This is a genomic window from Egibacteraceae bacterium, assembly GCA_040905805.1.
GTDB lineage: Bacteria > Actinomycetota > Nitriliruptoria > Euzebyales > Egibacteraceae > DATLGH01.
The window spans coordinates 32,678-58,955 of record JBBDQS010000014.1 but is presented as its reverse complement, the minus strand read 5'-3'; the positions used below and the strand labels follow the sequence as shown (position 1 = coordinate 58,955).

The window sequence follows — 26,278 nt, the reverse complement described above, 5'->3', positions numbered from 1 at the left end:
ACCCCACGACCGTGCCAGCTGGACGGCGATGGCACCCACCCCGCCGCCGGCGCCGTTGACGAGCACCCGCTCGGCACCCCTCCGTCCTTGGTCCGGCAGGTTCGCCAGCGCGATGAGCCCGGCAGTCGCCACGGTCGCGGCCTGCTCGAACGTCACCTGCGACGGCTTGGCGGCCAGCGCATCCTCCGCCACCGCCACGTACTCGGCGTACGCGCCACCGTTGCGCCACTGCATCCCACGGAGCGTCTCGCCGAACACCTCGTCACCGGGGCGGAACCGCGTCACCCCCGCCCCCACCGACTCGACCTCCCCGGCCACGTCCGTCCCAGGCACAACGTCCCTGGGGCGGCGCACGCCCGAGCCCATCAGGCGCAACACCCGCGGCAAGCCGGTCACCACGTGCCAGACGTCGGGATGCACCGATGCCGCACGCACCCGCACCAGCACCTCATCATCCCCAAGCGACGGCAGGTCGAGCTCGCGCACCTCCAGAACCTCCGGCGGCCCGCCGTAGCCCAACTGAACGACAGCTCGCATCACAGCCTCCACGCGTTCGCGCAGGAGCACGCTTCACTTCACTGCACGGCGCGCTCCCAACTCCTGCACGGCATCGCGATGCACGCCTCGAATATCCCGCAGCTACCAGCACCGTGCAACACGGCATAACATCCCGCGGAGCCTTCGTCGAGTTCAACCCTCGCCGGGTAGGGCCGTAGCCGAGCAGGGTTCATGCGGGTGTGATCTTTCCGTGGCCGGGCCGTGCGTGCCCGGTCGTGGGAGGCTGTCACGATGACCACGAATAGGACTTCTGGCTCGGCGCTGGTGTTCTCCGCCGGGATCGGCACGTGGATCGAGTTGTTCGTCGCGGGGTTCCAGTCGGCCAAGACGCGAGTCAACTACCAGGCGAACCTGCGCGCCTGGTTCCACTGGGCAGATGGCCGAGGTACCGACGGCTTGGCCGCGCAACGCGCTGATGTCGAAGCCCATATCCGCTGTCTGGAGCAGCGCGGGTATGCGCCGAACACGATCTGTCAGCGCGTGGCGACCCTGTCCAGCTTCTACCGGTCGGCGGTAGGCGAAGGGCGGGTCGCGGGCAACCCGGTCGAGGGGGCCCGCTGCTACGCAATAGCCACGGGCGACGCATGACGGCTTACAACGTCGCCTACCTCGTCACAGCCCTGTGCCAGGCGATCGGGGTGGACCGGCGGATCACGCCGCACAGCCTGCGGCACTCGGCGATCACCATGGCCCTGGACGCCGGGATCGGGCTGCGCGACGTCCAAGACTTCGCCCGCCACGAGGACCCCAAGACCACCCGCCGCTACGACCGGGCTCGCAGCCAGCTCAACCGCCACGCCATCTACGCGATCGCCCAGTACCTCGCCGGCGGCAGCTGACCCGAACCCCTCCGGCCGTGGGACTGCGGGGCTCCCCGGGGCGCTCCTGCTCGTCCCGCGACACCCGCACGACCCACGCTACACTGTACGGTACAATACCGTACAGCAGCGAGGAGCGGTGATGAGCACGCTTTCCCGGCGCTTCGAGGTCCGCGCCACCGAGGAGGACTACGAGTTGATTCAACAGGCTGCCGCTGAGGCCGGCCTGTCGATCTCCGACTACATCCGCTCCCGCACCGTGGAGGACGCCCATCGGGAGCTCGCTGACCGCCGCCGTGTGCGCATCGCTCCCGAACACGCCAAGGCGTTCTACGCCGCGCTCGACGACGCCAGCCCCGTACCCGAATTGCAACGACTCGCCCAGAAGGGCGAACCCGACCTGTCCCAAGCGCCGCGGTCGTAGGGCGTGCGCTTCGAGCCGCTGACCGACCGCCACGAGGTCGAGGGGTTCTCCTGCGGGGAGGCATCTCTTGACCGCTGGCTGGCCGCGTACGCTCTGGCCAATCAGCGGCGCAGCCTGTCCCGCACGTTCGTTGCCGTCGACGACACCGCGGGTCATCCGGCCGGTGTGGGCCCCGTTGCCGGCTACGTCACCCTCGTCGCTGCAGCCATCGACGTCGCCCAACTGCCCGGCCGAGAACGCCGCGGTCTGGTCGGGCTCGACGAGATCGGCGCGGCGCTCATCGCCCGTCTCGCCCGCGACCGACGACACGCCCAGCATGGCCTCGGCGCGTGGCTGCTGCAGCAAGCCCTGCACCGCATCATCGACGCCGACGAGCATCTGGCTATCCGCGCCGTGATCGTCGATGCGCTCAACGAGCACGTGGCCAACTGGTACCGAGGTTGGGGGTTCAAGCCGCTGCCTGGGGGCGCCGGCGACCGCCTGTGGCTGCCGATGAAACGCGTCCGCACCAGCCTCGGCCGCTGAACGACTCCCACATCCACACCCGCCTCCTGCTCGACCCGGAGCAAACACGGCTAACCGGCGACGGCGCACACCTTTCGTGCGCATCGGAAAGCCTCGGCTGGTACTGGAGAGCGCCGCACGGCCACTGCCGGTGGGCACGCCTACTGGTCGATGTGGGGCGGGCCGGGCGGCTGCTGGCCGCCGTCGAGCAGGGCGCGGCCATCGAGCGGCTCGTCGAGCTCCACGGTGAACGGTGTGGGCGGGTTGGCCGGGCAGCTCTGGTCCCCAGGCGACGGGATGACGCGGATGGTGACCACCACCTCCTGGTCGCCGTAGGTGATGTCGGGCTCGGCGACGCGTCTGGTGGCGGCCTGCCCGCTGGCGCAGGCGCTCTCGTAGACGGTGACGTCGATGGCCGTGGTGGAGGGATCGAGCGCCGTGGGGTTATCCGGCGCCCATTGGGCGACCTCGGCCTGGTCGGGGGCGGGGGCGGGCTGCTCGGCGGGTACGGACGGCTGCGGACCGCAGGCCGCAGGCGTGACCAACAGCGCGGCGGCGGCGAGGCCGACGAGGCGAGAAACCATCTACGTGCTCCCGGTCGCGGAGGTCGATGGTACGAACAGCCAACCGCTGGCGTGCCGTACACGGGAATCAGCCGCTGAGGCCGCCCACGGTGAGTGCGATCTGAACCATTCGTTCGGAGGTCGTGGTCCCGTATCGGTGAGGTATGACGCCGATAGGGAGCAGAAGGTTCGCGCGCACCTGCATCTCTTCTCTGAGGCCCAGCTCCATGGGACCTCAGCCGCTTGGCGTCGTGCGTTCGTGTTGGTCCAGGGCCTGTGCGGTCTCCGGCCGGGTGAGGCCATCGACCTGCGCCGGCGCGATGTCCACCTGGACGTAGACGAACCCGTTCTCGTCTTCCGCGCCAGCCACTCGGCCGTGGCGGAGCGGTTCTTCACCGGTGACGAGACCCGGCAACGGCCGCTCAAGGGCCGCGGTCCCCGCGCCCCCCGCACCGTGCCCATCCCCCGGATGCTCGTACCGATCCTGCGACGCCCCTTCGACGAGCACGTCGACACGCGCCCCGACGCACTGGTCTTCACCAACTCCAGCGGCGGACGCATCAGCCTGTCGAACTTCGGCCGCGACTTCTGGGGCCCGGCGCGCGAGGAGCTGTTTGAGGAGGGCGACCCGCTCCGCCGAGTGCGCCGCCACGACCTCCGCCATTCGGCGATCACCGGATGGACAACGCCGGCCCCCTCAAGACCGCGCAGTCCCGGAGCGGCCACAAGACCCCCTCGGTCCTGCTCAACACCTACTCGGCGTCATCCGCGGTGACGAGGCGCTCGCGCGCACCCGCTGGGACGACGCGCTACCCGTCGGGGTTCGATTCCCCTCCCCGGCTCCACGCCTGACCAGCGGTTTTACCGCTTCGAGTCCCGCTGACGAGCCCTTCGGGCCCGTCCACGCCCGTTCCGTGACACGCTGGCGCCGAGGACCGCCTCGCCCCCGCCGACGGCCTGCACGGCGCCATCGTGCGCGCCGTCAAGCCGACGGAGGACCGACCGACCCCGCAGCCAGATGCGCAGGCTTACCGGTGAGGTAGTCGGGGATCGCGAGGGCCGGCTGTGGTCGGCAGTAGAGGAAGCCCTGCGCCTTGGTGCATCCGAGCTCGACCAGCCGATCCGCCTGCTCGTGCTCCTCCACACCCTCGGCGATGATGTCCAGGCCGAGCGATCGCGACAGGCCGATGATGGCGCTCACGATGGCGTCGTCCTCGCTCGCCTGGCCGAGCTGGGACACGAACAGCCGATCGATCTTCAGGATGTCGACGGGCAGGCGCTTGAGGTAGCTCAGCGACGAGTAGCCGATGCCGAAGTCGTCGATCGCCAGACGCACGCCAACGTCCTTGATGTTGGAGAAGACCTCGACGGCACGGCTGGTGTTGCCGAGGATGGCGGTCTCGGTCAGTTCCAGGATCAGCGCGCCGGGCGGCAGCCCACTGGCTGCCAGTGCCTGTTGGAGGTCGTCGACGAGCTCGGTGCCGTTGAGCTGGCGGGCAGAGATGTTGACAGCGATGGTGAGGTCGTCGAGCGCCAGCTCGCGGCGCCAGGAAGCGAGTTGGGCGCAGGCGGTCTGCAGCACCCACCGCCCGATCGGGACGATCATCCCGGTCTGCTCGGCAAGGGGGATGAAGTCGTGGGGTGGGACCGTCCCCAGCGTGGGGTGCCGCCACCGGATGAGCGCTTCCAGACCGACCGTCTCACGGGTGACCAGGTCGATGACGGGCTGGTAGCACAGGGTGAACTCGTCACGGCGCAGGGCACTGTGCAGGGCGGTCTCGGTGTCCAGGGCGGTCGCAGCCTGGTGGCGCCACGGAACCTCGAAGGTCGCGATCTTCTCACCCTCGCGGGCGGCGCGGTACGCCGCCGTATGGGCGTCGCGGAGGAGCTCGTCGGCGTTGTTGGCCCCGTCGCCGGCGAGTGCCACGCCGATGCAGGCGGACAGGTGCACCTCGCCGACCACGAGCAGGAAGGGCTCGTCGACAGCCTCGAGCAGGCGTGTGGCGGTCTCATGTGCGGTAGTCGCGTCCGGCATGTGGGTGCACAGCACGGCGAACTCGGTGATCGCGAGGCGCGCGAAGCTGTGGTTGGCACGCAGCAACGAGGACAACCGGTGCGCCATCGCGGTGACCACCTGCTCGCTGGTGTCCGAGCCGAGCGTCTCCCGGACGTTCTGGTACCGGTCGAGGTGGATCAGCAGCACCGCCAGCGTGGGGGCGCCCCCCGGCGTGCGCCCGGCGAGGCTCTGCTCCAGTTCCTCGGTGAAACGGAGGAGGTTGGGCAGCCCCGTCGCGGGGTCGTGCGCCAGCTGGTGGTGCAGCTCGGACTCGATGGCGCGCCGCTCGGTGACGTCGCGGGCGTTGCAGACCACCGCGGCCACGTCCGGGTCGTCGAGCAGATTGTTGGCGACCATCTCGAGATGGCGCCAGGAGCCGTCGGCATGCCGGGCGCGCAGCTCCACCGGTGCCCACGCCTGCCCGGGCGGACCCTGTGTCATCCCCATCAGCGCGCTGGCGTCGTCAGCATGGATGAGGTCGACCAGGGTCTGACCGACCAGGTGGTCAACGGGGTGGCCCAGGACCGCGGTGCCCGAGGGGCTCGCGTACCGGATCACCCCCTGGCTGTCGCAGGCCAGGACGACATCGGGGGCGTTGTCGACCAGCGAGGCGAACCGGCGGCGTTCTCGGCGGGTCTGCACGAGCTGGTCACGGACCAGCTGGTGCATGCCGCCGCTGGTCGCCCCGATGAGCGAGAAGAACCCGAGCCGGTACAGCCAGTTCACCGTGCTCTGCATGGTCCCCGAGGCGACATCGATCGCCATAGCGGGACCGACCGCCAGGCCTGCTACGACGCCGGCGGCGACCCCGCCGGCGGGACCGAACGCCCATGCGGCCACGAGCACCGGCAGGTACAGCAGGTGCGGCCACGCGTGCTGGGTCCCGCCGGTGGCGTGTACCAAGCCGGCCGCGAGCACGATCATGAGCGTGACCGCCCCGACCACGACGAGCCGCATCGACCCCGGCAGGTCGGTGCCACTGACGATCCGGGCGATCCGCTCGCGTGCCCGCTCCGCGTCTGGTGCCGTCACGGCTGCTCCTTGGTCCCGCTGCCGATGACACCAGCGGGCGGGCCCCTGAGGATGCCCAGGGACGGGTTTACGGGCTCAGGCGCGGACGTTCGGTCACTGCCCGTTCGGAGAACTCGAGGCGACGATGCCACTGGAGGAACCGTCAAGATTGCCGCCGATGGTGCCCGGTTACGTCGGCCCTTTCCTGCAATTCCCCCTTTTTGTATGCAGCTGACTTATTGTACTCCTTTACGGGCCGATCGAGGTAGACCTCGCGCCGGCGAAGGTTGACAGCCACTCCGCCGTCGCCGAGCGCTTCTTCACCGGCGACGAGACCCCGCGATCGGCCACTGAAGGGGCGTGGGCCGCGGGCCATCCGCGCCGCCACGACCTCCGGCACTCGGCGATTACGGGCTGGCTGAACGCCGGCGTCCCCCTCAAGACGGCGCGGTCCTGGAGCGGCCACAAGACGGCATCGGTCCTGCTGAACACCTACCTCGGCGCTCACGCTTGTAGGCGTCAAGCGCGCCCACTTCGTCAAAGTCGATCATCAGGCCTGCCACCGGCGTCGGCACGAGTCGGAGCTCCACGCCCACACTAGCGTGATCATCGGCGTCGACTCGCTGGGGGAGACCGTGGCGAAGGCCGAAGGGGCGGGTGCTGTGGTGCTGCTCGCCAAGCAGACCATCCCGTCCGTCGGCTACTCCGCCTTATCTGCGTGACTGCGAGGGCAACGTCGTCGGGCTGTTCGAGAGCGACGGGGACGCCGGCTGAGCTTGGCGCCGGCCTGGCGTCAGGACGCGGTGCTCGAGGGGGCCTCGTCGGCTTGCGGCACGTCGTCGAGCAGTTGGCGCAGCCCGATGCGGTAGCCCTCAAGGGCGCTGCGTCCGTGCGGGGTGATGGCGATCGAGGTGACCGAGGAACGTCCGCGGCTGCGCTTGCGCACGTCGACGTAGTCGGCCTCTTCGAGCTTGCGCAGGTGGGTGAGCAGGTTGCCGGCAGTCATGTCGAGGAGCTCCTGCATGCGCGGGAAGGTCAGGCGGTCACCGGGCAGGAGCGTCGCCAGCGTCACGAGCGCCCGCAGTCGCCCCTGCGCATGGATGACCGGGTCGAGCTCGGGCATGGCAGCGCTCATCGGGCGCGCCGCCGACGCATGACGACCGTCGTGGTCACACCGGCGAGGAGCAGACCCCCACCACCCGCAACCGCGACGATGAGCGAGTGCCATCCCGGCCCGGCCATGGCCCCGATGACATTCGTGGTCGCGATCCAGGCGCCGAGCGCGAACATCCACCGGTCCCGCCACACCGCCCCCCCGGCCATGTAGAGCACACCGGTCAACGCCACGGCGGCGGCGCCCCACAGCAGTCCCTCTTCGTCGGCGGGAAGCTGGTTGCCCATCCGCGCGACGATGGGCATGAGCGCACCGAAACCGAGAAACCAGCTCCAGCCGTACATCGCGCCCTGCAGCGATGAGGGCCCTTCGATGCCGTGGTACGAGCGGTAGCCCAGCACGGCGGTGATCGTGGCCGCCAGGACCAGGCCGGTGAACAGCGTTGCCAGGGGCAGCCAGTCGGGAAGGTCCACGAACGTGCGCCCGTCCGGGCCGAAGCGCAGGAACAGCAGCCCGAACCCCAGCAGCCAGGCCACACCCCAGGGCCCCAGCATGAGCAGGGGGTCTGGTTCCAATTGGCGTTGCGTCGCCTGTTCCTGCGCGTCGATCACCGCCAGGCGCTGCGCCGCGGTCAGCTCCGTCCCGTCGTCGCCATCGACATCATGCACGCTGCTCGTCGTGGGCTCCATGGTCCCCTCCTTGTGAGCCATCCCAGTGACCAAGATGCTTTGCGATGCAAACCTACTATAAGCTTTGTACCGCAAACAATGGCTCGGGTCAAGAGCACGGACAGGGCCTCCCAAGGGAGAGTTCCGACTGGTCGCTCGTCGCGGTCGACCTGGCGCTCACCGGCCGAGCACGACGCCCTGGTTCGGGCTGAGCACGCCGTCGAACGCGACTGTCTCGCCGGCCCCGTCGCTGGCCACGTCGACGACGCGGCCGGCGTGCGGGATGTGACGCGTGTCGGAGGTGAAGTTGACGGCCACGATGCGTTCGTCGTCTCCGCTGGCCCGCCGGTAGGTCAGGACGCCCGTGGGCGAGTCGAGCAGCTCCAGTGTCCCCGCGCGCAGGGCCGCGGATGACCCCCGCAGCCGCAGGAGCCGGCGGTACAGATGGAGCATCGATGTGGGGTCCTGCCGCTGACGGGCAGCGCAGCGCGGCGTCGCGTCGGGGGGCCATGGCAGCCAGGGATCGGCGGTGGCCCACCCAGGGCTGGGCCCCTCCTGCCAGGGGATCGGCGCGCGGCAGCCATCACGGCCGCCGGGGTCCACGATGCGCTCGGGCGGGACCACCGCGTCCTCGAGTCCGAGCTCCTCCCCCGCGTACAGGAACGGCGTCCCGCGCAGGGTCAGCAGCAGCACCGCAGCCGCGCGCGCCCGTGCCTCGGTCCCGAGCCGGCTGCGATGGCGTGGCTGATCGTGGTTTGACAGCACCCAGGTCGGCCAGGCACCGGCAGCGTCGTACTGCCGGGTGATCTCCTCGACGGTGGCGGCCCACACGCCGGCGTCCCAGGGCGCGTGCAGCGGCACGAAGTTGAAGGCCAGGTGCAGCTGGTCGCCGGCCCCGTAGTAGCGCACGATGCGCGCGTGCTCGGTGAGGTTGACCTCCCCCACCATCACCCGGTCGTCCCCGTACCCGTCGAGCACGGACCGAATCCGGCGCAGCAGCTCGTGGGTCCGCGCCGTGTCGTGGCGTCCCACCCGCGACGTGCCCACGAGGTGGGGCGGGTCGTCGGGCAGATCGGGGTCCTTGCCGATCAGGTGGATGACGTCGGCACGGAAGCCGTCGACTCCGCGGTCGAGCCAGAAGCGCAGCACGTCGTGCATCGCCGCCTCGACGCGGGGATCCTCCCAGTTGAGATCGGGCTGCTGGGGCAGGAACAGGTGCAGGTAGTACTGGCCGGTGTGCGCGTCGTAGGTCCACGCCCGCTCGTCGGCGAACGCCGCCGTCCAGTTGTTGGGCGCATCCCGCCACACGTACCAGTCCCGCTTCTCGCTGTCCCTGGCGGAACGCGAGTTGAGGAACCACGGATGCCGGTCCGAGGTGTGGTTCGCCACCCAGTCCAGCAGCACGCGCAACCCGCGCGCGTGCGCCTCCTCGAGCAGCCGGTCGAAGTCGTCCAGCGAGCCGAACACCGGGTCGACGTCGCGGTGGTCGGCGACGTCGTACCCGAAGTCGGCCATCGGTGAGGGGTAGATCGGCGACAGCCACAGCGCATCGACGCCGAGCCACGCCAAGTAGTCGAGGCGGCGGCGGATGCCCTCCAGGTCGCCGATGCCGTCCCCGTCGGTGTCCAGGAACGAGCGCGGATAGATCTGGTAGACAACACCGGTCATCCACCAGGGGTGGTCAGGCATGCGCGCCCACGGGACCTGTGCCGGCGCCCCGGCTGCGCTGTCGACCCATGCTCACGCGCGTGCCCGGCTTATGGGTCCTCGCCCTCGTTGAGCTGGTCATCCAGTTCCGAGACGCCTTCTTGGGTGTCCTCGCCGATCCCTTCGACCGTGTCGTCACATCCTGCACCGTACGCTCCGAGGAGGAGCACGAGCAGCATGGTGATCAGACGCTTCTTCATGGGAGCTCCTGACGTGTTCGGCAGCACTACCGTTTCCGGCGGCTGCCTACCCAGGCCAACCCTCTCCCATGCACCGGGCGGTCGTCAGCGGCGCGCACCCATCTCCCGCCGACCGGGAGGTGGGTTCTGATCGTGGCGTTTCGGCCTGCCCGAAACGGGAAGGGATCGGTGCGCCGGTCGAGATCCGGCCGCAGCGCAGTGCGGAGGCCACGTTGAGCCATCGCCGAACGCCCTCCTTGCAGGTGTCGCAGTGACGGTGGCGAGCGCGGGCGCGCTGGACCCCCAGGGCCCGGTCGCCCGAGCCATGGCCGAGCTGTGGTGGCTGATGCTGGCCCTCGGCGTGGCGGTGTTCGTCGTCTTCGCGGTCCTCCTCGGCATCGGCCTGTTTCGCCGGCCCCGGGATGGCGGGGGGGCGAATGGAGATGGCGGGGGGGCGAATGGAGGCGACGGGGGGCCGGACCGCCGTGCCCAGCGATGGATCATCGGTGGAGGCGTCGTGATGCCGTTCGTCGTCATCGTTGTGGTGTTCGTCGCCACCGTGCGGGCGATGCAGGCGATCCCGGCGTCGGCGCCCCCCGACGCGGTGGTGATCGACGTCGTCGGACACCAGTTCTGGTACGAGGTGTCCTATCCCGAACAGGGCGTCACCGCCCGCAACGAGCTTCACATGCCGGTCGGACAGCCTGTCGCCCTGCGGCTCACCTCGGCCGACGTCATCCACAGCTTCTGGGTGCCCGAACTGGGCGGCAAGCTCGACATGCTGCCGGACGGCACGAACACGTTGGTCCTGCATGCCGACGAGTCCGGTGAGTACGTCGCCCGGTGTGCGGAGTACTGCGGGCTGGAGCATGCGCACATGGAGCTGACCGTCATCGCCGAGCCCGAAGCGCGCTTCACCGCCTGGGTGGAGGGCCAGCGGTGAGGTCGGAGGAGCGCGAGCCCAGGAGCGGCACCGAGACGCCGACGACCGACGAGACGGGCACCGACGAGGAGCTCGATGCCCTGTGGGATGATCCGCCCGGGTGGCGTGGGCAGTTGCGTGGGATCCAAAATGACAAGATCGGCGCCAGGCTGCTCCTCACCGGGTTCTTCTTCCTGGTGCTGGGCGGCAGCATCGACGGGCTGGCGATGCGCCTGCAGCTCGCCGTGCCCGAGAACACCCTGATCGGCTCGGAGCTCTACAGCCAGCTGTTCACCAACCACGGCTCGGTGACGATGTTCCTGGTCATCCTGCCGATCTTCGAGGGCTTCGCCATTCTTCTGCTACCCAGCCTGCTGGGGACCCGGGAGATGCCGTTCCCGCGGCTCGGCGCGTTCGCCTACTGGACATTTCTGATGGGCGGGTTGCTGTACTACAGCAGCACCTTGTTCCAGCTGGTGCCCGACGCCGGTTGGTTCGCCTACACCCCGCTGAGCGGACCGGAGTTCTCCCCCGGTCTCGCCATCGATTTCTGGGTCCTCGGACTGGGCGTGGCGGAGGTGGGCGCGATCGTGGCCGCGATCGAGATCATCGTCGGGGTGATGACGATGCGCGCGCCCGGGATGACACTCAGCCGCATGCCGCTGTTCGCATGGGCACTGCTCGCGATGGCGTTCATGATCCTGTTCGCGTTCACCCCGCTGATCATCGGCAGCCTCCTGCTCGAGCTCGATCGCGGCTTCGGCACCGCGTTCTTCGACGTCGCCAAGGGCGGCAGCTCGCTGCTGTGGCAGCACCTGTTCTGGATCTTCGGCCACCCCGAGGTCTACATCCAGTTCATCCCCGCCACGGGCATCGTGGCGATGATCGTGCCGACCTTCACCCGCCGCCGCACCGTGGGCCATACCTGGCTGATCGCCTCGTTCGTCGCCATCGCCTTCCTGTCCTTCGCACTCTGGGCCCACCACATGTTCGCCGTAGGCCTACCGCCCCTGGTCCTGAGCTTCTTCGCAGCCGCCAGCATGGTGATCGCCATCCCCGCCGGCGTGCAGATCTTCGCGTGGCTGGCCACGATCTGGGCCGGGCGCCCCGTCTGGAAGACCCCATTCCTCTTCGTCGTCGGCTTCCTGATCATCTTCGTGATCGGCGGCATCACGGGTGTGATGCTGGCCGCCGTCCCGTTCGACCTTCAAGCGCACGACACCTACTTTGTGGTCGGCCACCTGCACTACGTGCTGATCGGCGGAGTGGCGTTCCCCATTTTCGCCGGCGTCTACTACTGGTTCCCCAAGTTCACCGGACGCCTGCTCGACGAACGCCTCGGTCGCTGGAACTTCTGGCTGCTGTTCACCGGCGTCAACCTCGCCTTCTTCCCGATGCACCAGGCCGGCTTGCTGGGCATGCCACGGCGGGTCTACACCTACCAGGCTGGTCTGGGCTGGGACGTCTACAACCTCGTCTCCACCATCGGCGTGCTCGTCATCGTCCCGGGCATCGCCGTGTTCATCTGGAACGTGGTGCGCAGCTACCGTCGCGGCGAAGAGGCCGGTCACAACCCGTGGGGGGCGGACACCCTCGAGTGGGCCCTGACCTCACCACCGGCTCAACACAGCTGGTCGGCCTTGCCGATCGTCACCAGCCGCCACCCGCTTTGGGACCAGGACGACCTCTACAGCGGCGATGCGGAGCTGCAACGGCTCGCGCAAGGGATGGCGAGGTGGCCGCTGCGTTGGCGGGCGGCGTTGATCGTCGGCGCCGGCGACGCACGACCGAAAGAGGTCTTCCGCGTGGCCGACCCGTCGATCTGGCCGCTGATCACCGCCTTCGGCGTCGTCACGATCTTCCTCAGCGAGCTGGTCAAGCTGCGGGCGGGCGCGGGCGTCGGCGCGCTGGTGATCGTCGTCGGAGTCATCGGATGGAACTGGCCGCAGGACGCCCCCATGACCACCGAGGAGGAGTCGGACTTCGAGCGTGAGTACGGGGTGCCGGTCAACGCCGGAGGCAGCGTCGTCGTCGCCAGATGGGGCACGGCGCTCGCGATCCTCTTTGCCGCCATCGCCTTGTCTGCGCTGCTGCTCAGCTACTTCTACCTGCGGCTCGAGAACGCCCAGTGGCCCCCGGCCGGTGTGGCCGAGCCCCGTGTCGCTTGGGCCATGGTCGCTGCGGCGCTGCTCGCCGGCAGCACCGCCGTGGTGCACCTGGCCCGGCGGCGCATCGCTGCGGACGACCAGCGAGGGTTCGTCGTGGGACTGCTCGCCGCGCTGGCCATGGCCGCCGGCGGAGTCGCGGTGCAGTGGGTCGACATCGCCCAGACGGGCGTGGTGGCACGCGCCCACGCGTACGGTTCGATCTTCTTCACCATCAGCGGCTTCCTGGCCGTGGTGGCAGGCGGGGCGATGATCATGCTCGCGATGGTCGTCTTCTGGGCGGTGCGGGGCCTGTACACCAGCCGTCGGCACGCATCCATCGCCAACGTCGTGCGCTTCTGGTCGGCGATGGTGATCATGTGGTTGGCGGGATTCGGCACCCTCTACGTGGCCCCCCACGTGACATGAGCCAGCCAAGATCAGGGCGCGGCGACCAGCCGGAAGGCTCGGGGGCAGCGACGTCGCAGGATGGCACGGCCGCGGCGGTGGACCTCACCCCCGCCCCCCGGTGGAGGACGACCATGGTGCTGTTCCTGGCCGGTCCCGTCATCTTGATCGTCCATTTCCTGTTGGTCTACCTCGTGGTGGAGGCCGGATGCACCGGCGAGGGCCCGGGTTTGCGGGTGTTCCGACCCCCGGTTGCCGGCGTCGTGACCCTCGGTGCGACGGCGGTCGCAGCGGTCGCCTGCCTCGCCTCGGCACTGCTGGCCTACCGGCGCTGGCGGACGGACTGTGGGCCGCAGGGCCATGCCCCAGATGCCCCGCCCCACAGCGCCCTCGCGTTCGCCGGCTTCGTTCTCTCGCTGCTCGGTGTGGTGACCATCCTGTTCGTGGGGTTGCCCGCCCTGGTCCTGCCGGCATGCTGACTTGCGAATCGCCGCAGCTTGCGGAGGCGATTCTCTGCTGTGCCGGGTGTGGCGGTCGCGCAGCGACAGCCCTGAGGATGCTGACGCCGATCTCCGCGCACGTCGGCCAACCCCTGGCTCCCCACGACCTGTGGAGCACCTGGAACACCGATCCGCTGCTCATCGCCGGCTTGGTGCTGGTGGCCTGGGCCTACCTGCGAGGGACCAGCCGGCTCGCCACCGCGCGTGCCGGCCTGTTTCTCGCCGCCCTGGGGGCACTTGGTGTGGCGTTGCTGTCCCCGCTCGACGCCCTCTCGGGAGCGCTGGCGTCAGCCCACATGATCCAGCACGTCCTGCTCGTGCTGGTCGCAGCACCGCTGCTGGCACTCAGCGCTCCGACGAGCACGATCCTGCGCGGCACACCGCTGCGCCTGCGACGCGCGCTGCTCCGGGCGCGACGACCGTTCCGGTCGTGGGTCGTGGCGGTCGTCCGCCGGCCGGCTGCCGTGTGGCTGCTGCACGTTGCCGCGCTGTGGTGCTGGCACGCCGCCGCCCTCTACGACGCGGCACTCCAGTTTCCGCTCCTGCACGCCGTGGAGCACGCAAGCTTCCTGCTCACCGGGCTGCTGTTCTGGCAGGCGGTCGTCGGCCGGCGGAACCCGGTGCGCCTCAGCCCGGGGCTCGGGATCATCGTCGTTTTCGCGATGGCGCTGCAGGGGGTGGTGTTGTCCTTGCTGATGACCTTCGCCCGCGCACCCTGGTACGGCTACGAGCAGCTCGCGACGACCGCCAGCCCCTGGCCCCTCGACCCGCTCGCGGACCAACAGCTCGCCGGCGTGATCATGTGGATCCCCGGGGGCATGGTGTACCTCGCCGCTGCCCTCGTTCTGCTGGTCACGTGGATCCATTCCACCGACGAGGACAGGACGCGCAAGCGCCGGATCGGCGTCGACCTGGGTGGGACAATCGCTCAGCGGGTACGTCCAAGCTGTTCAGACCGGTAGGAAGTCGACCGAGAAGGAGCAACGACCCGTGAGTGTCACGTTGACCGCTGCCATCCCTGTTCACCGAGTCGTCTTGGTGGTGCTGATGCTGGTGGCCGCCGCGTGGATGGGCGGCTGCGGCCAGGACGACGCAGGAGAGGCCGGAGCAGCAGGCGACGAAACGGACAGCGGAGCAATCGACGAGTCTCTCGATCTGCCCGAGTGGATCGCCGGTGTGCACCCAGACCCGGGGGCGGAGGCCAGCCCGACGCCGCAGGTCCAGGTCATCCACGGCGAGGTGGGGGTCGGAGAGGGCGTGCGGTTGATCGTGAACGGCACCGACGTGACGGCCCACACGGTCGAGGCTCGCCCTGGGGTGCTCACCTACGATCCCAATCGACCCAGTGCATTGATCGAGCTCAGCCCAGGCCAGCACACCGCCACCGCGGAGCGGGTCCGCCTCGACGAGTTCGGCGAACAGCACGAAGTCCTCGACCGCTTCGAGTGGGAATTCGTCGTCCAGTGAGGCGGCCGGTGGTCCGCCCTACCCCATCACCGACAGCACCACGAGGCCCGCCACGTAGAGCACCAGGATGGCGACTCCCTCGAACCCGATGCGCCATTGCTGCCGACGCACGAGCCCGGCTCCCAGGATGCCGGTCAGGAGCATCGTCCAGCCGATGGCGAACAGGTCGCTCGGCACCATCGCTGCGTACAGCGACCCTTCCTGGTAGACCACGTCGGACGCCGCGATGAACAGCGTGTCAAAGGTGTTGCCGCCGATGATGCCGCCGACCGCCAGGGTCAGCGCACCTGCGCGCACGGCGGCGAGGCCCGTGACCAGCTCCGGCAATGACGTCGCCACCGAGGTGAAGGCCACGGCGACCAAGGTGCCGGACAGCCCGGTGGCGGCCACGAGGGACAGTCCTGCCCGCCCGATGACCCAACCGGACAGGGCCACAACGACCGCCAGCATCACGAATCGCCCCCACAGAGCGGACACTCCTTCGCCCTCCGCCGGATCCTCGGGCTCATCCACGCTCGTGTCCTGCGTGATCCGCGGTCGCCACATCGGCTCCTCGTTGATCTGCCGGCTGATCCGCAGCCCGTACCCGTAGATCAGCACGAGGATCATGGTGGCCGGGTGGACTCCCAGGAGTGTCGTGGGCGGTGCCGCAGCTCCCAGCACCGCCGTCGCCAGCAGGGTGATCATCAGCAACGAGCTGAACAGGTTGGTGATCGAGGCTGCGGCGTGCTCCAGGTTCACGCCCCGGTAGGCGACGTCCAGCACGACGATGAAGGCGGTCTGCACGGCGATTCCGCCGACGGAGTTGCTGATGGCCACGCTCGGCTCGTTGGAGGCCGCGGCCACGATGCTCACGACCAGCCCCGCCAGTGACGTCGCTCCGCCCAGCAGGACTGCTCCCGCGATGGCCTCACCCAGGCCGGAGCGGTCCGCCAACCGATCCACCACCAGCGCCAGACGGGAGCCGGTGAAGGCGATGACCACAGCGGCAAGCAGGAACGCGCCCACCGCTACGCCCACAGACCACGTGCCGGTCAACACGGGCATGGCTGGAAATCCATCGGCAAGCATGGCCAGCGCGTGTCTCGGGCGCGGTTCATAGGCCCTGGGCCTACCCGGAGCCCGCGTGGGAGATGCGCGCCGGCGTGACGGCATCTCTGGAAGCCCTGGTTGCCCCCGACCTCGGCGCGGGTGTCGGGCAAGTCATCGGTGCCCTCGGCTTCGGCATCGGCGTCGTGTTCCTGGTCGTCGGGCGCACGGAGCTCTTCACCGAGAACTTCTTCGTCCGGTGGCGACAGCCATCCAGAGCGAGGGCCTCCGGGGACAGCTCGGACGCCTGTGGATCATGACGCACCGCGCAGGTCAAGAGGTCCCAGCGCCTGATTGTTGATGCGCCCCTGAGCTGAGAGAGGAGCGGCCCTTGCTGGACGTCGTCCTGCTTGCCGCCGGCGCCGCCGGCGTCTTCGTCGCAGCGTTCCTGCGTCACCAGCAGCGCGGCGGCACCGACGTGTTCGTCCGTCCCGACACCGCCCATCTCGCGGCGCTCGCCGAGCTCGTCGACGCCGGCCGGCTCTCCCCTCACGTCCAGTCGGTGCACGATCTGGAGGCCGTCACCGAGGCCGTCACCGAGGCCAGCAGCGCAAAGGTCCGTGGCAAGGTCGTCATCCGCGTCCCCGCGGTGTAGGTCTGCCACCGGATCACCGAACCCCATTGCAACTCGCGTGCGGCTCTGACAGCATCGCAACGTTCACGTTCACCCGAACGTCAGGCAGGCGAATGCTCGTGCATCTGCGTCGTCGGCGGGACCGCTGTGGTGTCTGAGAGGGAAGCCGAGCGCCGGCGGTGGCGGGCCGTGGTGATGGCACGCCAGGTGGCTGCGGTCGATGCGTCGGCAGAGCGCGCCCGTGCCGATGGGGATGCGGTGTCGGCGTGCCGGTTCTGGCTGGGGGCGATGCGGCAGGCGCAACGCTTCCTGCGCGGCTGGGGAACCCGTCCCGGCGCCGTGGAGGAGAAGGCGGGCCACTGTGCCACGCTCGAGGCGCTGATCGGTGAGGCACGCTCGGCGCTGGCGGGCGCGGACCCGGGCGACGTGCGGGAGGCGCGAAGCCGGTTGGGGGTGCGGGTGGCGGTGGTCGGCAAGGGTGGAACGGGCAAGTCGCTGGTCTCGGGCACGCTGGCCCGTCTGCTCGCACGCCGGGGCCGCCCGGTCCTGGCCGTGGATTTCGACACCAACCCGGGGTTGGCGTACAGCCTCGGGATTCCGCCCACGGAGGGCGCCCTGCCCGGCCAGGTGGTCATGCAGCATGCGGGCGCGTCCTACGGCTGGGGCGTGCGCGACGGGGTGACGCCGGCGGAGGTCGTGGACGGGCACGCCGTCGCGGGACCGGACGGAACGCGTTTCGTGAGCCTCGGCAAGATCGACGACATCGACAAGGACGCGCCGAAGCAGACCGTCGTGGCGCTGTGTCAGCTGGTCGCCGAGTTCGGCGAGCCGGGGTGGGACATCGTCGGTGACATGGAGGCGGGGCCGACGACCCCCTTCGAGCGCTACCACGCCTTCGCCGAGCAGGTCGCCATCGTGGTCACCCCCACCTGGGTGTCGGCCATGACCGCGCGCCGGCTGCTGCCCATGGTCGACGACGTCGACACGGTGTTCGTGGGCAACCAGTTCCGCGACGAGCCCGACCATCCCGGCATGACCCCGCTGGTGCGCATCCCGATCGACCCGGCCGTCGCCGACGCCGAACGCCGCGGCCTCGCCCCCCTGGACGCCTGCCCCGACTCCCCCACCATCGCCGCCATCGCCCGGCTGGCCGACACGCTCACCAACCAGGAGGTCACCGTATGAAGATCGCCATCACCGGCAAAGGCGGCTCGGGCAAGACCATGGTCGCCGGCGCGCTCATCCGCATCCTTGCCGACCGCGGCCACCAGGTCCTGGCCGTCGACGCCGACCCCAACCCCAACCTCGGGGTGTCCCTGGGCGTGGACGCCCCCCAGGTCGAGGCCATGCAGTCCATCCTCACCGGCCTGACCGCCAGCGGCTACACCCACGACCAACCCCTGCCCGACCCCGACGACCTCGTCGCCCGCTACGGCCTGGTCGCCCCCAACGGCATCGCCCTGGTCGCCACCGGCAAGATCGAACGGCCCACCGACTCCTGCCTGTGCTGCGGCTCCCACACCACCACCCGCCGCTTCTTCGGCGACCTGCCCGCCACCGACCGCATCGTGGTCGCCGACCTCGAAGCCGGCCTCAACGACCTGCTGTGGGCCCAACCCGGCCCCGACGACGTGGTCGTGGTCGTCGCCGAACCCAGCGCCAAGTCCGTCGAGGTCGCCACCCGCGCCACCCGCATCGCCCGCGACGACCTCGGCGTCACCCGCATCATCGCCATCGCCAACCGCGCCCACCCCGACACCGACCACCCCCACCGCCTCGCCGCCGCCCTGGACGTGCCCACCGTGGCCGTCCCCGACGACCCCGCCGTCACCGACGCCGACCACCGCGGCGTCGCCACCTACGACACCGCCCCCACCTCACCCGCCATGACCGCCGTACGACAACTCGCCGACACCCTCCTCGGCGCCCCCGTGTGACGCCCCTGCGCCGGCCGGCTCACCGGCGTCACGAACCGCTCCACGCCCGTCTCCCCGTACCGCGTCCCCCGTTGTCGACGAAAAGGAACGGTCCATGCGTGCAAGCGTGCGACGACTGATCTTGGCCGTGTCGGTGTTGCTGCTGGCAGGTGCGGCCGCGGCGTTGCCGGCTGCAGGCCAGGAAGAGGAGGTCTCGGACGAGGTCGAGGTCGACGCCGCGGTCCAGGTCACCGCCGACACCGATCCGGCGCGCGGTCATGTGATGCCGGCGGTCGCGGTGAACCCCCAGGACGAGCATGTCCTGGCCATCGCCGAGGGCGACGCCGTCGGCGGGCCATGCGCGGTCCATGTCTCCGACGACCATGGGCTGAGCTGGCGTCAGGTCTCCCAGCCGGACATTCCCGAGCGCTGGGTCCGGTGCACCTTCACCAGTCTGGGAACGGTCGCCGATGTGGCCTTCGGTCCGGGCGGGACCCTGTACTACGCGTTCAACGGCTTCGACCCGGAGACCTCCGAGGGACAGGTCTTCCTCGCACGCTCGGACGACCTGGGTCAGACGTGGGAGACGACGGGACTGCCGCGCGTGGAGCGAGATCTGGACGAGGGCGAGATGGGCCTGGACGGACTGCCCTCGATCGCGGTCGACCCGAACGATGCGGACCGGGTCCATGTCGCGTGGATGTCCAACTGGGGCACCTGGCGGTTGCGGGGCGAGGTGCTGCAAGGGCAGGACTACTTCTGGGACATCGTCATGCGCCCCCACGTGGCGTCGTCGACCGATGGCGGGGCGTCCTTCACCGAACCGGTGAGCCTCCTCACCGAGGACGAGGACTTGTGGTTGACGCCGGACCTCGAGGGCGGCAAGACGCCACCGCGGGCGCTCGTGGGCAACGACGGCGAGGTCTACGTGGTGTTCGGCGAGGAGACACGGGCCGGTCCGCGGGAGGACCCGCAGGGGGACGCACCGTCAGCGTCGCTCTACCTGGCGGTCTCCCGGGACGGGGGTGCGAGCTACGAGGGCGCGAACCTCTACACCGAGCCCACGCCGGTGGAGCGGGGAGCGGCCTTCCTCTGGGCGCCCCGCGCCGCCATCGACCGCAACACCGGCAACCTCTACGTCGTGTGGGAGCAGGTCTCCAACGCGCAGCAGCCGGTCTCGATCCTGATGATGCGGTCGACGGACGGGGGGGACACCTGGAGCGAGCCCACCGCGGTCAACGACGTGGAACCACCACGCATGTTCACCTACATGGAGTTCTTCCCCGAGGTGTCGGTGGCGCCGAACGGCCGCGTCGACATCGCCTGGTACGACGCACGCAACGACCCCACCGTCGAGCCCGACGAGGAGATGGGCGGCAACAACTTCCACGACGTCTACTACAGCTACTCCACCGACGAGGGGCAGACCTGGGCGTCGAACGTGCGCATCACCGACCGCCTCATCGATCGGCGGATCGGCCCCTTCGCAACCGGCGACATCCAGGGGACGCTGGGGCTCGCGTCGACCGACGAGGGCGCCTACATCGCCTGGGACGACAGCCGCAACGGCTCTGAGCAGGCCCCGAGCCAGGACATCTACTTCGCCAGGGCACGGCAGGCCGATGCGCAGTCCTTCTTCGCTGCCGGCGCAGGGGGAGGCGCCAACCGCACCCTGCTCGCCGGTGCGATGGGCGCCGCGCTCGCACTGCTGGCCGGGGGCCTCCTGCTGTTCCTCGCCGCGCGCACGATGGGGCGCAAGCGCGCTCCCGAGCGGGCGGAGGTAGCCGTCTAGTCCAGCAGCTCCGCGAGGTCGCTGACCACCACGTTGGCGCCGTGGTGGTACAGGGCCTCGGTCTGGCCGACGCGGTCCACCCCGACCACGAGACCGAACCCACCGTCGCGTCCGGCCTGCACCCCGGACAGCGCATCCTCGACGACGGCCGTCCGGGCCGGCTCGATGCCCAGCTGTCGTGCTGCCTCGAGGAACGTGTCGGGGGCCGGCTTGCCCGCCAACCCGAGCTCCGACGCGGTGTTCCCGTCCACGCGGACCTCGAAGAGCTCGTCGATGCCGGCAGCCTGCAGAATCGTTGCGCCGTTGCGACTGGAGGTCACCACCCCGGTGCGCACACCGTGGGCCCGCAGCGCGTGGACGAGGGCCACCGACCCCTCGTAGGCCTCGACGCCCTCGGTGCGGATGCGGTCCTTGACCAGACCGTTCTTGCGATTGCCGAGGCCCTGCACGGTGTCCTCGTCGGGCGGGTCACCGGGCTCGCCCTCGGGCAGCTCGATCCCTCTGGCCTCAAGGAAACCCCGCACGCCGTCGTAGCGCGGCAGGCCGTCGACGTGTCGGTGGTAGTCATCGGCGGTGAACGGGGTGAACGGCTCGCCGCGTTCGCCGGCCCGGCGCGACAGGAAATCGTTGAACATCTGCTTCCATGCGGCGAAGTGCTGCGCCGCGGTGCTCGTCAACACCCCGTCGAGGTCGAAGAGCACGGCCGCGAAGCCATCAAGCTGGCTCATGAGCGGTCCCCCAGCGCCACGGTCAGCGGCTCGGCGGCGGTGACCGTGGCGGCGACGCCGCGCACGACGACGGGCAGATCGGGGCCGTCGCGCAGCGCCAGGACGATCCGGTCCGTATCGACGTCGACGTGCAGGCGCTGTCCCCGCACCTGCAGCGGGAAGCGCAGTCGCGCGCATCCGTCGGGCAGCAGGGGATCGAACGAGAGGTGGCCGTCGACGTCGCGCAGCCCGCCGAATCCGTGCACCAACGCCATCCACACCCCGCCCGTCGAAGCCACGTGGATGCCGTGCTCGGTGTTGTCGGCGACGTCGGCCAGGTCCATGAACAGCGCGAGGCGGAAGTGCTCCATCGCCGCCTCCGCGTCGCCGATCTCCGCGGCGATGATGGCGTGCACCGGCGGTGACAGCGACGAGTCGCTGGTGGTCAGCGGGTCGTAGTAGCGGAAGTTGGCCCGCTTCTGCTCGACGGTGAACTCGTTGCCCAGCAGGAACATGGCCAGCACGACGTCAGCCTGCTTGACGACCTGGTGGCGGTAGATCACCAGCGGGTGGTAGTGCAGCAGGAGCGGGTAGTGCTCGAGCGGCGTCGCGTCGAAGTCCCAGCGCTCGCGCTCGAGGAACTGCGCGTCCTGCGGGTTGATGCCGCGCTTCTCGTCGTAGGGGATGTGCATCGCGTCCGCCGCCTGCTCCCACTCCTCGACCTCCTCGTCGCGGAGGTCCAGGTCGTTGGACAGCACCCCGTACCGCCCCGGGTCCTCGACGCGCATGGTCCCGATGACCGTCGCCGCGTAGTGCAGGTTCAGCCTGGCGATCAGGTTGGTGAAGGCGTTGTCGTTGACGACCGTCGTGTACTCGTCGGGTCCGGTGACGGTGAACAGGTGGAACGCGCCGTCGTCGCCGTAGAAGCCCAGGTCGGCCCACAGCCGTGCGGTCTCCACCAGCAGCTCCGCGCCGGCGCCGGTCAGGATCGTCGTGTCGCCGGTGGCATCGACGTAGCGTTTGAGCGCGTAGACGATGTCGCCGTTGAGGTGGTACTGGGCGGTGCCCGCCTGGTAGTAGGCCGACGCTTCCACGCCGTTGATCGTCCGCCAGGGGAACAGCGCGCCGCGCTGGCTCAACTCGACGGCACGCGCCCGGGCCTTGTCGAGCATGCCGCTTCGGTACCGCAGGAGGTTCTTGGCGATCCGCGGCTCGGTGTAGGTGAGGAAGGGCAGGACGAAGATCTCGATGTCCCAGAAGTAGTGGCCCTCGTAGCCGTGGCCGCTCAGGCCCTTCGCGGGGATGCCGCTGCCCTCGGCCCTCGCCGCGGCCTGGAAGAGCTGGAACAGGTTCCAGCGCAGGGCCTGCTGCACGCGCCCATCGCCGTCGAACTGCACGTCGCTGCGTTCCCAGAACGTGTCCAACGCGGAGCGCTGTTCCTCGGCGATGTGGTCGAACCCGCTCGACACCGCGCGACGCAGGACGCGGTCGGCGCGGTCGAGCAGCTCACTTGGGGGGACGCTGCGGGAGGTGTGGTAGCTGGCGAACTTCGTGAGGCGGATGGGGACGTTGGCCTTCGCCGCGACGATGTAGGCGACCTTGCCGATGTCCTTGTCGACCTCCGTGACGGCCTCGTAGTCGCACGCGGTCTCCATCACGTGGTCGACACCGCAGCCGAGGGTCATGCGGCTGGACGCCGTCCGGTAGCCGAGCAGCAGCCGTTGGTCCTTGCCGTGGTGCACCACGGCCTCCAGGACCCGCTGGTTGAGGCGGCGTACCCGCGGATCGAGCTCCGGCGCGCGCTCCTCGGGCGCCGCGACATCCTCGCGGTTGACCAGATGTGAGGAGATCACCACCGGAGAATCGCCGTTGAGCACCTCGACCTCGAACTGGAACGCGGCGAGGTGGCGGTAGCGAAACGACACCAGCCGCCGCGACCGGACCGCCACCCGCTTGCCCGACGGCGTCTCCCACACCAGGGAGCGGGCCAGCGTCCCCGAGCGGAAGTCGAGGACGCGCTCGTACTCGACGAGGTGGGCGGTGGGCAGGAACAACGGTTCGTCGTCCACGTAGACCTTGATGAGCTTGGCGTCGGGGACGTCCACGATCGTCTGACCCGTCTGCGCCAAGCCGTACGCCTGCTCGGCATGCTGGATCGGCCACGTCTCGTGGTAGCCGGCCACCAGCGTGCCGTGCTGATGGGTGGGCCGACCCTCTTCGTGGTTGCCCCGCAACCCGAGGTACCCGTTCGCCACGGTGAACAGCGTCTCGACGTGCTGCAGGCGCTTCTCGGTGAACCGCCGCTCGACCAGCCGCCACGGGTCCTCGGGATAGTCGTGCAGTGGCAGCAGTTGCGGCTGTCGGCGGCGCACGCGGTCTCCTTGTGATGGGGACGCCCAAGTCATCGTCCTCACGGTGGACTGACCCCCCCGCCGAGCCGAGCAGCTCTGGCAGACCTGGACGCTGGGATACTACGATTCCACGCCCCATCACGGCGACCGGGAGGCCGCGCACGCCACCCCGGCGTCAGGGGCTCCCGGGCAGCCGTGTCGCCGGTCCCGCCTCAGCCCTTGTCGCGCTTGTCGCCCTTGCCCCGCAGGGCGTCCTTGACCGAGTCGGCGGCGTCGCTGACCTTCTTCTTGGCCGCTGCGCTGCCCTGGTCCACCTTGCCCTCTCGCTGGAGATCCTCGTCGCCGGTCAGGTCCCCCGCCGCCTCCTTGGCGCGTCCCTTGAACTGCTCACCCTTGTGATCGCCCATCGTGCACCCTCCAGGTCGGCTCGGCTCGCAAACTGCTGACCGCGCAGTTATTCCCCCATGCCAGCGCGGGCAACCGGGGCCGCCGCGCCGGCTCGACGCCAGCGGGCCGGCGGTGCGGACCCCAACCCGGTCAGGCCTGGGCGAGCAGGGGACCGAGCATCTCCAGGTAGTGCTCGGGTATGCGCTCCGGGCGGCCCTCACGGTTGGTGAACGCGCCACGGGTGTCCAGGGTGGCGATCAGGTCGTCGTCGCGGGTGAGCCGTTGGTGCCAGCGCGCCGACGCCAACCCGGTCTGGACGATCTGGCTCTGCACCATCAGCACGTTGCCGTAGGTCGAGGGCTTGATGTAGCGGATGTGCGCCTCGACGACGATCAGGTGGAAGCCGTCGGCCTCCAGCCGCTCCAACCCGCACCCGATGCTGACCAGGGCATCGATGCGAGCGGTCTCGAAGTAGGAGAGGTACAGCGCGTGGTTGACGTGGCCGTAGGGGTCGAGCTCGTGGAACCGGACCTCGAGTCGAGAAGTGTGCATCCCTGCCTTACCTGTGCGTAACGCCTGTATGGATGCGGGAACGATACCCGCTCACCGCAGCAGGCCGTGCTCCATCGCGAACAGCGCCGCGGCAGCGCGGGTGGAGCCACCGATCTTTGTGTAGATGTGCTGGACGTGGTGCTCGGCGGTGCGCGGCGAGATCACCAGCGCCGCCGCCACCTCGCGGTTGGACAGCCCGCGGGCGACCAGGCGCAGCACCTCGACCTCGCGGTCGGACAGCCCCTGCGGCCAGACCCCCCGCCGCCGGGACGGGCGCTGACCGGCTGCCTCGATGACCGCCCGGGCGCACTCCGGGTCGAAGGTGCCGGCCGCGGCCGCCGACTCGACCATGCCGGCCGCCTCATCCGGTGGGCGTGGCGGCCGGTGCGGGCGCATCTGCGTCATGGCCTGGAAGGCATCGGCGACGCCCAGCAGCCGCACGTCCACCGGCAGCTCGGTGGCTGCCGCGCCGCGGTGGTAACCCGAACCGTCCTGGCGTTCGTGGTGGCGCCCCACGATCCTGCCGAGGGGCTCCAGAAGAGCCGAGCGCACGAGGATCCGCTGGGGACGGCCACCCGCCCGAGGTCGTGCAGCAGCGCCGCCTGTCGGGTCCGCTCGACCTCGGGGGCGGACAGCGGTTCCGGCACGTCCATCGCCCGCGCGAGGTGGGTGGCGACCAGGCACGCGCGGACCGCCTTCTCCGGCTCCTGGCCCATGCCGAGATCCGTCGTGACCGACAGCGCGGCGAGCAGCTCGGCCAGGCTGACGTCCTCGGCGCCTACCCGTCCTCCCGCGGTTGACCGACGTCAGCATGACAGGGCGCGCGAGCCCCCACCAGAGGCAGGAATAGGTAGGTCTACCGATGTGCCTGCCGATGGCCCTGCTGCACGCTGCGCACATCGTGCCGACCGTGGAGGACGAGATGATCAAGACGCCGCAGGAACGGCGGTCCAGCCGGGTTGCACCCACCCTTTGGACCCGCCAGTTCGTGGCCGTGGCACTGGCCACACTGGCCTACTTCATCGGCGACGGGATCCTGATCGCGGCCGTGCCCCGCTTCGTCACCGGCCCCCTCGGCGGTGGGGCGGTCGCCGTGGGCGTCGTCGTCGGCGCGTTCAGCGTGTCGGCGTTCTTCCTGCGGCCGTGGGTCGGCGGCCTCGGTGACCGGCGTGGACGGCGGCCGCTGATGGTCACCGGCGCAGGGCTGTTCTCCGTGTCGGTGCTCGGGTACGCCGCGGCCTCGGACCCCGCCACCCTCTTCGTGCTGCGACTCGTGACCGGTGCGGGCGAGGCGTTCTTCTTCGTCGGGGCGGTGGCCGCGTTCACCGACCTGGCCCCAGCCGAACGCCGCGGCGAGGCCATGAGCCTGGCCTCCCTGCTGCCCGGGCTCGTGCTGCTGGCCAGCATCCTCGGGATGGCCGCGTTCCTGACGTTCGTGCCGCTGTACGCCCTGGACCTCGGGATGAGCGGGTCGCGCCTGGTGCTGCTGGTGTTCGCCGCGGTCGTCGTGGGGATCCGCACCGTCGGCGCCGGATCCCCGACGTGCTCGGTCCCGCCACGGCGATCCGTCTGGCCCTGACCCTGTCGGTGATCGGCCTCACGACGGCTGGCACCTGGCGCACACCGACCGGGCTCGTCACCGCCGCGGTGATCCTCAGCGCCGGCATCGCGCTGCTCACCCCCGCGGTGTTCGCCCTCGCCGTCGAGCGGGCCACGCCTGAGGAGCGCGGCGCCGTGATCGGCACCACCTCGGCCTTCCTGGACGTGGCCCTGGGTCTCGGGCCGGCGACGCTGGGCTTCGCCGCGGCGTCGTTCGGCTACACCGGCACCTTCCTCGTGGCCGCCCCGGCGGCCCCCCCCGGGGTGG

The 26,278-nt window shown here is 70.0% G+C and carries 30 protein-coding genes; 16 read left to right on the top strand and 14 right to left on the bottom strand.

Annotated elements, in window-relative coordinates:
* Positions 1 to 537, bottom strand: a 537-nt coding sequence (locus tag WD250_02835; GenBank protein MEX2619134.1) for an alcohol dehydrogenase catalytic domain-containing protein, incomplete at its 3' end; no start/stop codon positions are given.
* 252 nt (positions 538 to 789) lie between these two features.
* Here WD250_02835 and WD250_02830 point away from each other — a divergent pair.
* From WD250_02830 to WD250_02815, 4 genes are all read left to right on the top strand, one after another.
* Positions 790 to 1,146: a site-specific integrase gene (locus WD250_02830; protein MEX2619133.1), complete on the top strand. Its 357-nt coding sequence runs from the start codon at positions 790 to 792 to the stop codon at positions 1,144 to 1,146.
* Positions 1,143 to 1,397 carry a tyrosine-type recombinase/integrase gene (locus tag WD250_02825; protein ID MEX2619132.1) on the top strand — a complete coding sequence of 85 codons (255 nt, stop codon included), beginning with the start codon at positions 1,143 to 1,145 and terminating at the stop codon, positions 1,395 to 1,397. The genes WD250_02830 and WD250_02825 overlap by 4 nt, the downstream gene beginning before the upstream one ends.
* A gap of 121 nt (positions 1,398 to 1,518) precedes the next feature.
* Positions 1,519 to 1,800, top strand: coding sequence for a DUF1778 domain-containing protein (locus WD250_02820; GenBank protein MEX2619131.1), 282 nt, complete (start codon positions 1,519 to 1,521; stop codon positions 1,798 to 1,800).
* 3 nt (positions 1,801 to 1,803) lie between these two features.
* On the top strand, positions 1,804 to 2,325 hold the full coding sequence (locus WD250_02815; protein MEX2619130.1) for a hypothetical protein: 522 nt from the start codon (positions 1,804 to 1,806) through the stop codon (positions 2,323 to 2,325).
* A gap of 140 nt (positions 2,326 to 2,465) precedes the next feature.
* Here the strand turns inward: WD250_02815 and WD250_02810 are convergent, their stop codons facing one another.
* The 7 genes from WD250_02810 to WD250_02780 all read right to left on the bottom strand — a co-directional run bounded on the left by WD250_02810 (position 2,466) and on the right by WD250_02780 (position 9,623).
* Entirely contained in the window at positions 2,466 to 2,888 is a 423-nt protein-coding gene (locus WD250_02810) for a hypothetical protein (GenBank protein MEX2619129.1), read from the bottom strand.
* A 214-nt stretch (positions 2,889 to 3,102) separates the two neighbouring features.
* Entirely contained in the window at positions 3,103 to 3,531 is a 429-nt protein-coding gene (locus tag WD250_02805) for a hypothetical protein (GenBank protein ID MEX2619128.1), read from the bottom strand.
* A 318-nt stretch (positions 3,532 to 3,849) separates the two neighbouring features.
* Positions 3,850 to 5,955: an EAL domain-containing protein gene (locus WD250_02800; GenBank protein MEX2619127.1), complete on the bottom strand. Its 2,106-nt coding sequence runs from the start codon at positions 5,953 to 5,955 to the stop codon at positions 3,850 to 3,852.
* A gap of 772 nt (positions 5,956 to 6,727) precedes the next feature.
* Positions 6,728 to 7,057 carry a transcriptional regulator gene (locus WD250_02795; GenBank protein ID MEX2619126.1) on the bottom strand — a complete coding sequence of 110 codons (330 nt, stop codon included), beginning with the start codon at positions 7,055 to 7,057 and terminating at the stop codon, positions 6,728 to 6,730.
* Between the two features lie 8 nt (positions 7,058 to 7,065).
* Positions 7,066 to 7,737: a hypothetical protein gene (locus WD250_02790; GenBank protein ID MEX2619125.1), complete on the bottom strand. Its 672-nt coding sequence runs from the start codon at positions 7,735 to 7,737 to the stop codon at positions 7,066 to 7,068.
* A 156-nt stretch (positions 7,738 to 7,893) separates the two neighbouring features.
* Positions 7,894 to 9,384: an alpha-amylase family glycosyl hydrolase gene (locus WD250_02785; protein MEX2619124.1), complete on the bottom strand. Its 1,491-nt coding sequence runs from the start codon at positions 9,382 to 9,384 to the stop codon at positions 7,894 to 7,896.
* Between the two features lie 89 nt (positions 9,385 to 9,473).
* A complete protein-coding gene (locus tag WD250_02780; GenBank protein MEX2619123.1) occupies positions 9,474 to 9,623 on the bottom strand; it encodes a hypothetical protein in 150 nt (49 codons plus the stop codon).
* A gap of 250 nt (positions 9,624 to 9,873) precedes the next feature.
* Between WD250_02780 and coxB the strand changes: the two genes are divergently transcribed.
* From coxB to WD250_02755, 5 genes are all read left to right on the top strand, one after another.
* Positions 9,874 to 10,545 carry a cytochrome c oxidase subunit II gene (gene coxB, locus WD250_02775; protein ID MEX2619122.1) on the top strand — a complete coding sequence of 224 codons (672 nt, stop codon included), beginning with the start codon at positions 9,874 to 9,876 and terminating at the stop codon, positions 10,543 to 10,545.
* The gene (locus tag WD250_02770; GenBank protein MEX2619121.1) at positions 10,542 to 13,097 is read left to right on the top strand and encodes a cbb3-type cytochrome c oxidase subunit I; all 2,556 of its coding nucleotides are present in this window, start codon (positions 10,542 to 10,544) and stop codon (positions 13,095 to 13,097) included. The genes coxB and WD250_02770 overlap by 4 nt, the downstream gene beginning before the upstream one ends.
* 113 nt (positions 13,098 to 13,210) lie before the next feature.
* Positions 13,211 to 13,555, top strand: coding sequence for a hypothetical protein (locus tag WD250_02765; protein MEX2619120.1), 345 nt, complete (start codon positions 13,211 to 13,213; stop codon positions 13,553 to 13,555).
* Between the two features lie 77 nt (positions 13,556 to 13,632).
* Positions 13,633 to 14,538, top strand: a complete 906-nt coding sequence (locus tag WD250_02760) for a cytochrome c oxidase assembly protein (protein MEX2619119.1) — start codon at positions 13,633 to 13,635, stop codon at positions 14,536 to 14,538.
* Positions 14,539 to 14,614: 76 nt separating this feature from the next.
* Positions 14,615 to 15,043, top strand: a complete 429-nt coding sequence (locus WD250_02755) for a hypothetical protein (GenBank protein MEX2619118.1) — start codon at positions 14,615 to 14,617, stop codon at positions 15,041 to 15,043.
* 18 nt (positions 15,044 to 15,061) lie between these two features.
* Here the strand turns inward: WD250_02755 and WD250_02750 are convergent, their stop codons facing one another.
* Entirely contained in the window at positions 15,062 to 16,090 is a 1,029-nt protein-coding gene (locus WD250_02750) for a hypothetical protein (GenBank protein MEX2619117.1), read from the bottom strand.
* Between the two features lie 98 nt (positions 16,091 to 16,188).
* Between WD250_02750 and WD250_02745 the strand changes: the two genes are divergently transcribed.
* The 5 genes from WD250_02745 to WD250_02725 all read left to right on the top strand — a co-directional run bounded on the left by WD250_02745 (position 16,189) and on the right by WD250_02725 (position 20,414).
* Positions 16,189 to 16,392: a hypothetical protein gene (locus WD250_02745; GenBank protein ID MEX2619116.1), complete on the top strand. Its 204-nt coding sequence runs from the start codon at positions 16,189 to 16,191 to the stop codon at positions 16,390 to 16,392.
* A gap of 71 nt (positions 16,393 to 16,463) precedes the next feature.
* Positions 16,464 to 16,727, top strand: a complete 264-nt coding sequence (locus tag WD250_02740) for a zinc-binding dehydrogenase (protein ID MEX2619115.1) — start codon at positions 16,464 to 16,466, stop codon at positions 16,725 to 16,727.
* 129 nt (positions 16,728 to 16,856) lie between these two features.
* Positions 16,857 to 17,891: a hypothetical protein gene (locus WD250_02735; GenBank protein MEX2619114.1), complete on the top strand. Its 1,035-nt coding sequence runs from the start codon at positions 16,857 to 16,859 to the stop codon at positions 17,889 to 17,891.
* The gene (locus tag WD250_02730) at positions 17,888 to 18,643 is read left to right on the top strand and encodes an AAA family ATPase (GenBank protein ID MEX2619113.1); all 756 of its coding nucleotides are present in this window, start codon (positions 17,888 to 17,890) and stop codon (positions 18,641 to 18,643) included. The genes WD250_02735 and WD250_02730 overlap by 4 nt, the downstream gene beginning before the upstream one ends.
* 94 nt (positions 18,644 to 18,737) lie before the next feature.
* Positions 18,738 to 20,414, top strand: coding sequence for a sialidase family protein (locus tag WD250_02725; protein MEX2619112.1), 1,677 nt, complete (start codon positions 18,738 to 18,740; stop codon positions 20,412 to 20,414).
* Here the strand turns inward: WD250_02725 and WD250_02720 are convergent.
* The 5 genes from WD250_02720 to WD250_02700 all read right to left on the bottom strand — a co-directional run bounded on the left by WD250_02720 (position 20,411) and on the right by WD250_02700 (position 24,963).
* On the bottom strand, positions 20,411 to 21,142 hold the full coding sequence (locus tag WD250_02720) for a beta-phosphoglucomutase family hydrolase (protein MEX2619111.1): 732 nt from the start codon (positions 21,140 to 21,142) through the stop codon (positions 20,411 to 20,413). The two genes, WD250_02725 and WD250_02720, sit on opposite strands and share 4 nt — an antisense overlap.
* Complete coding sequence (locus WD250_02715) at positions 21,139 to 23,493, bottom strand: glycosyl hydrolase family 65 protein (GenBank protein MEX2619110.1); 2,355 nt, start codon at positions 23,491 to 23,493, stop codon at positions 21,139 to 21,141. The genes WD250_02720 and WD250_02715 overlap by 4 nt, the downstream gene beginning before the upstream one ends.
* Positions 23,494 to 23,684: 191 nt before the next feature.
* Positions 23,685 to 23,879 carry a CsbD family protein gene (locus WD250_02710; protein MEX2619109.1) on the bottom strand — a complete coding sequence of 65 codons (195 nt, stop codon included), beginning with the start codon at positions 23,877 to 23,879 and terminating at the stop codon, positions 23,685 to 23,687.
* A gap of 130 nt (positions 23,880 to 24,009) precedes the next feature.
* On the bottom strand, positions 24,010 to 24,411 hold the full coding sequence (locus WD250_02705; protein MEX2619108.1) for a thioesterase family protein: 402 nt from the start codon (positions 24,409 to 24,411) through the stop codon (positions 24,010 to 24,012).
* Positions 24,412 to 24,462: 51 nt separating this feature from the next.
* Positions 24,463 to 24,963, bottom strand: coding sequence for an HD domain-containing phosphohydrolase (locus WD250_02700; GenBank protein MEX2619107.1), 501 nt, complete (start codon positions 24,961 to 24,963; stop codon positions 24,463 to 24,465).
* 322 nt (positions 24,964 to 25,285) lie between these two features.
* Between WD250_02700 and WD250_02695 the strand changes: the two genes are divergently transcribed.
* The gene (locus tag WD250_02695) at positions 25,286 to 25,990 is read left to right on the top strand and encodes an MFS transporter (protein MEX2619106.1); all 705 of its coding nucleotides are present in this window, start codon (positions 25,286 to 25,288) and stop codon (positions 25,988 to 25,990) included.
* Positions 25,954 to 26,278: MFS transporter (locus tag WD250_02690; protein ID MEX2619105.1), on the top strand; the 325-nt coding region annotated here is incomplete at its 3' end. The genes WD250_02695 and WD250_02690, both read left to right, overlap by 37 nt.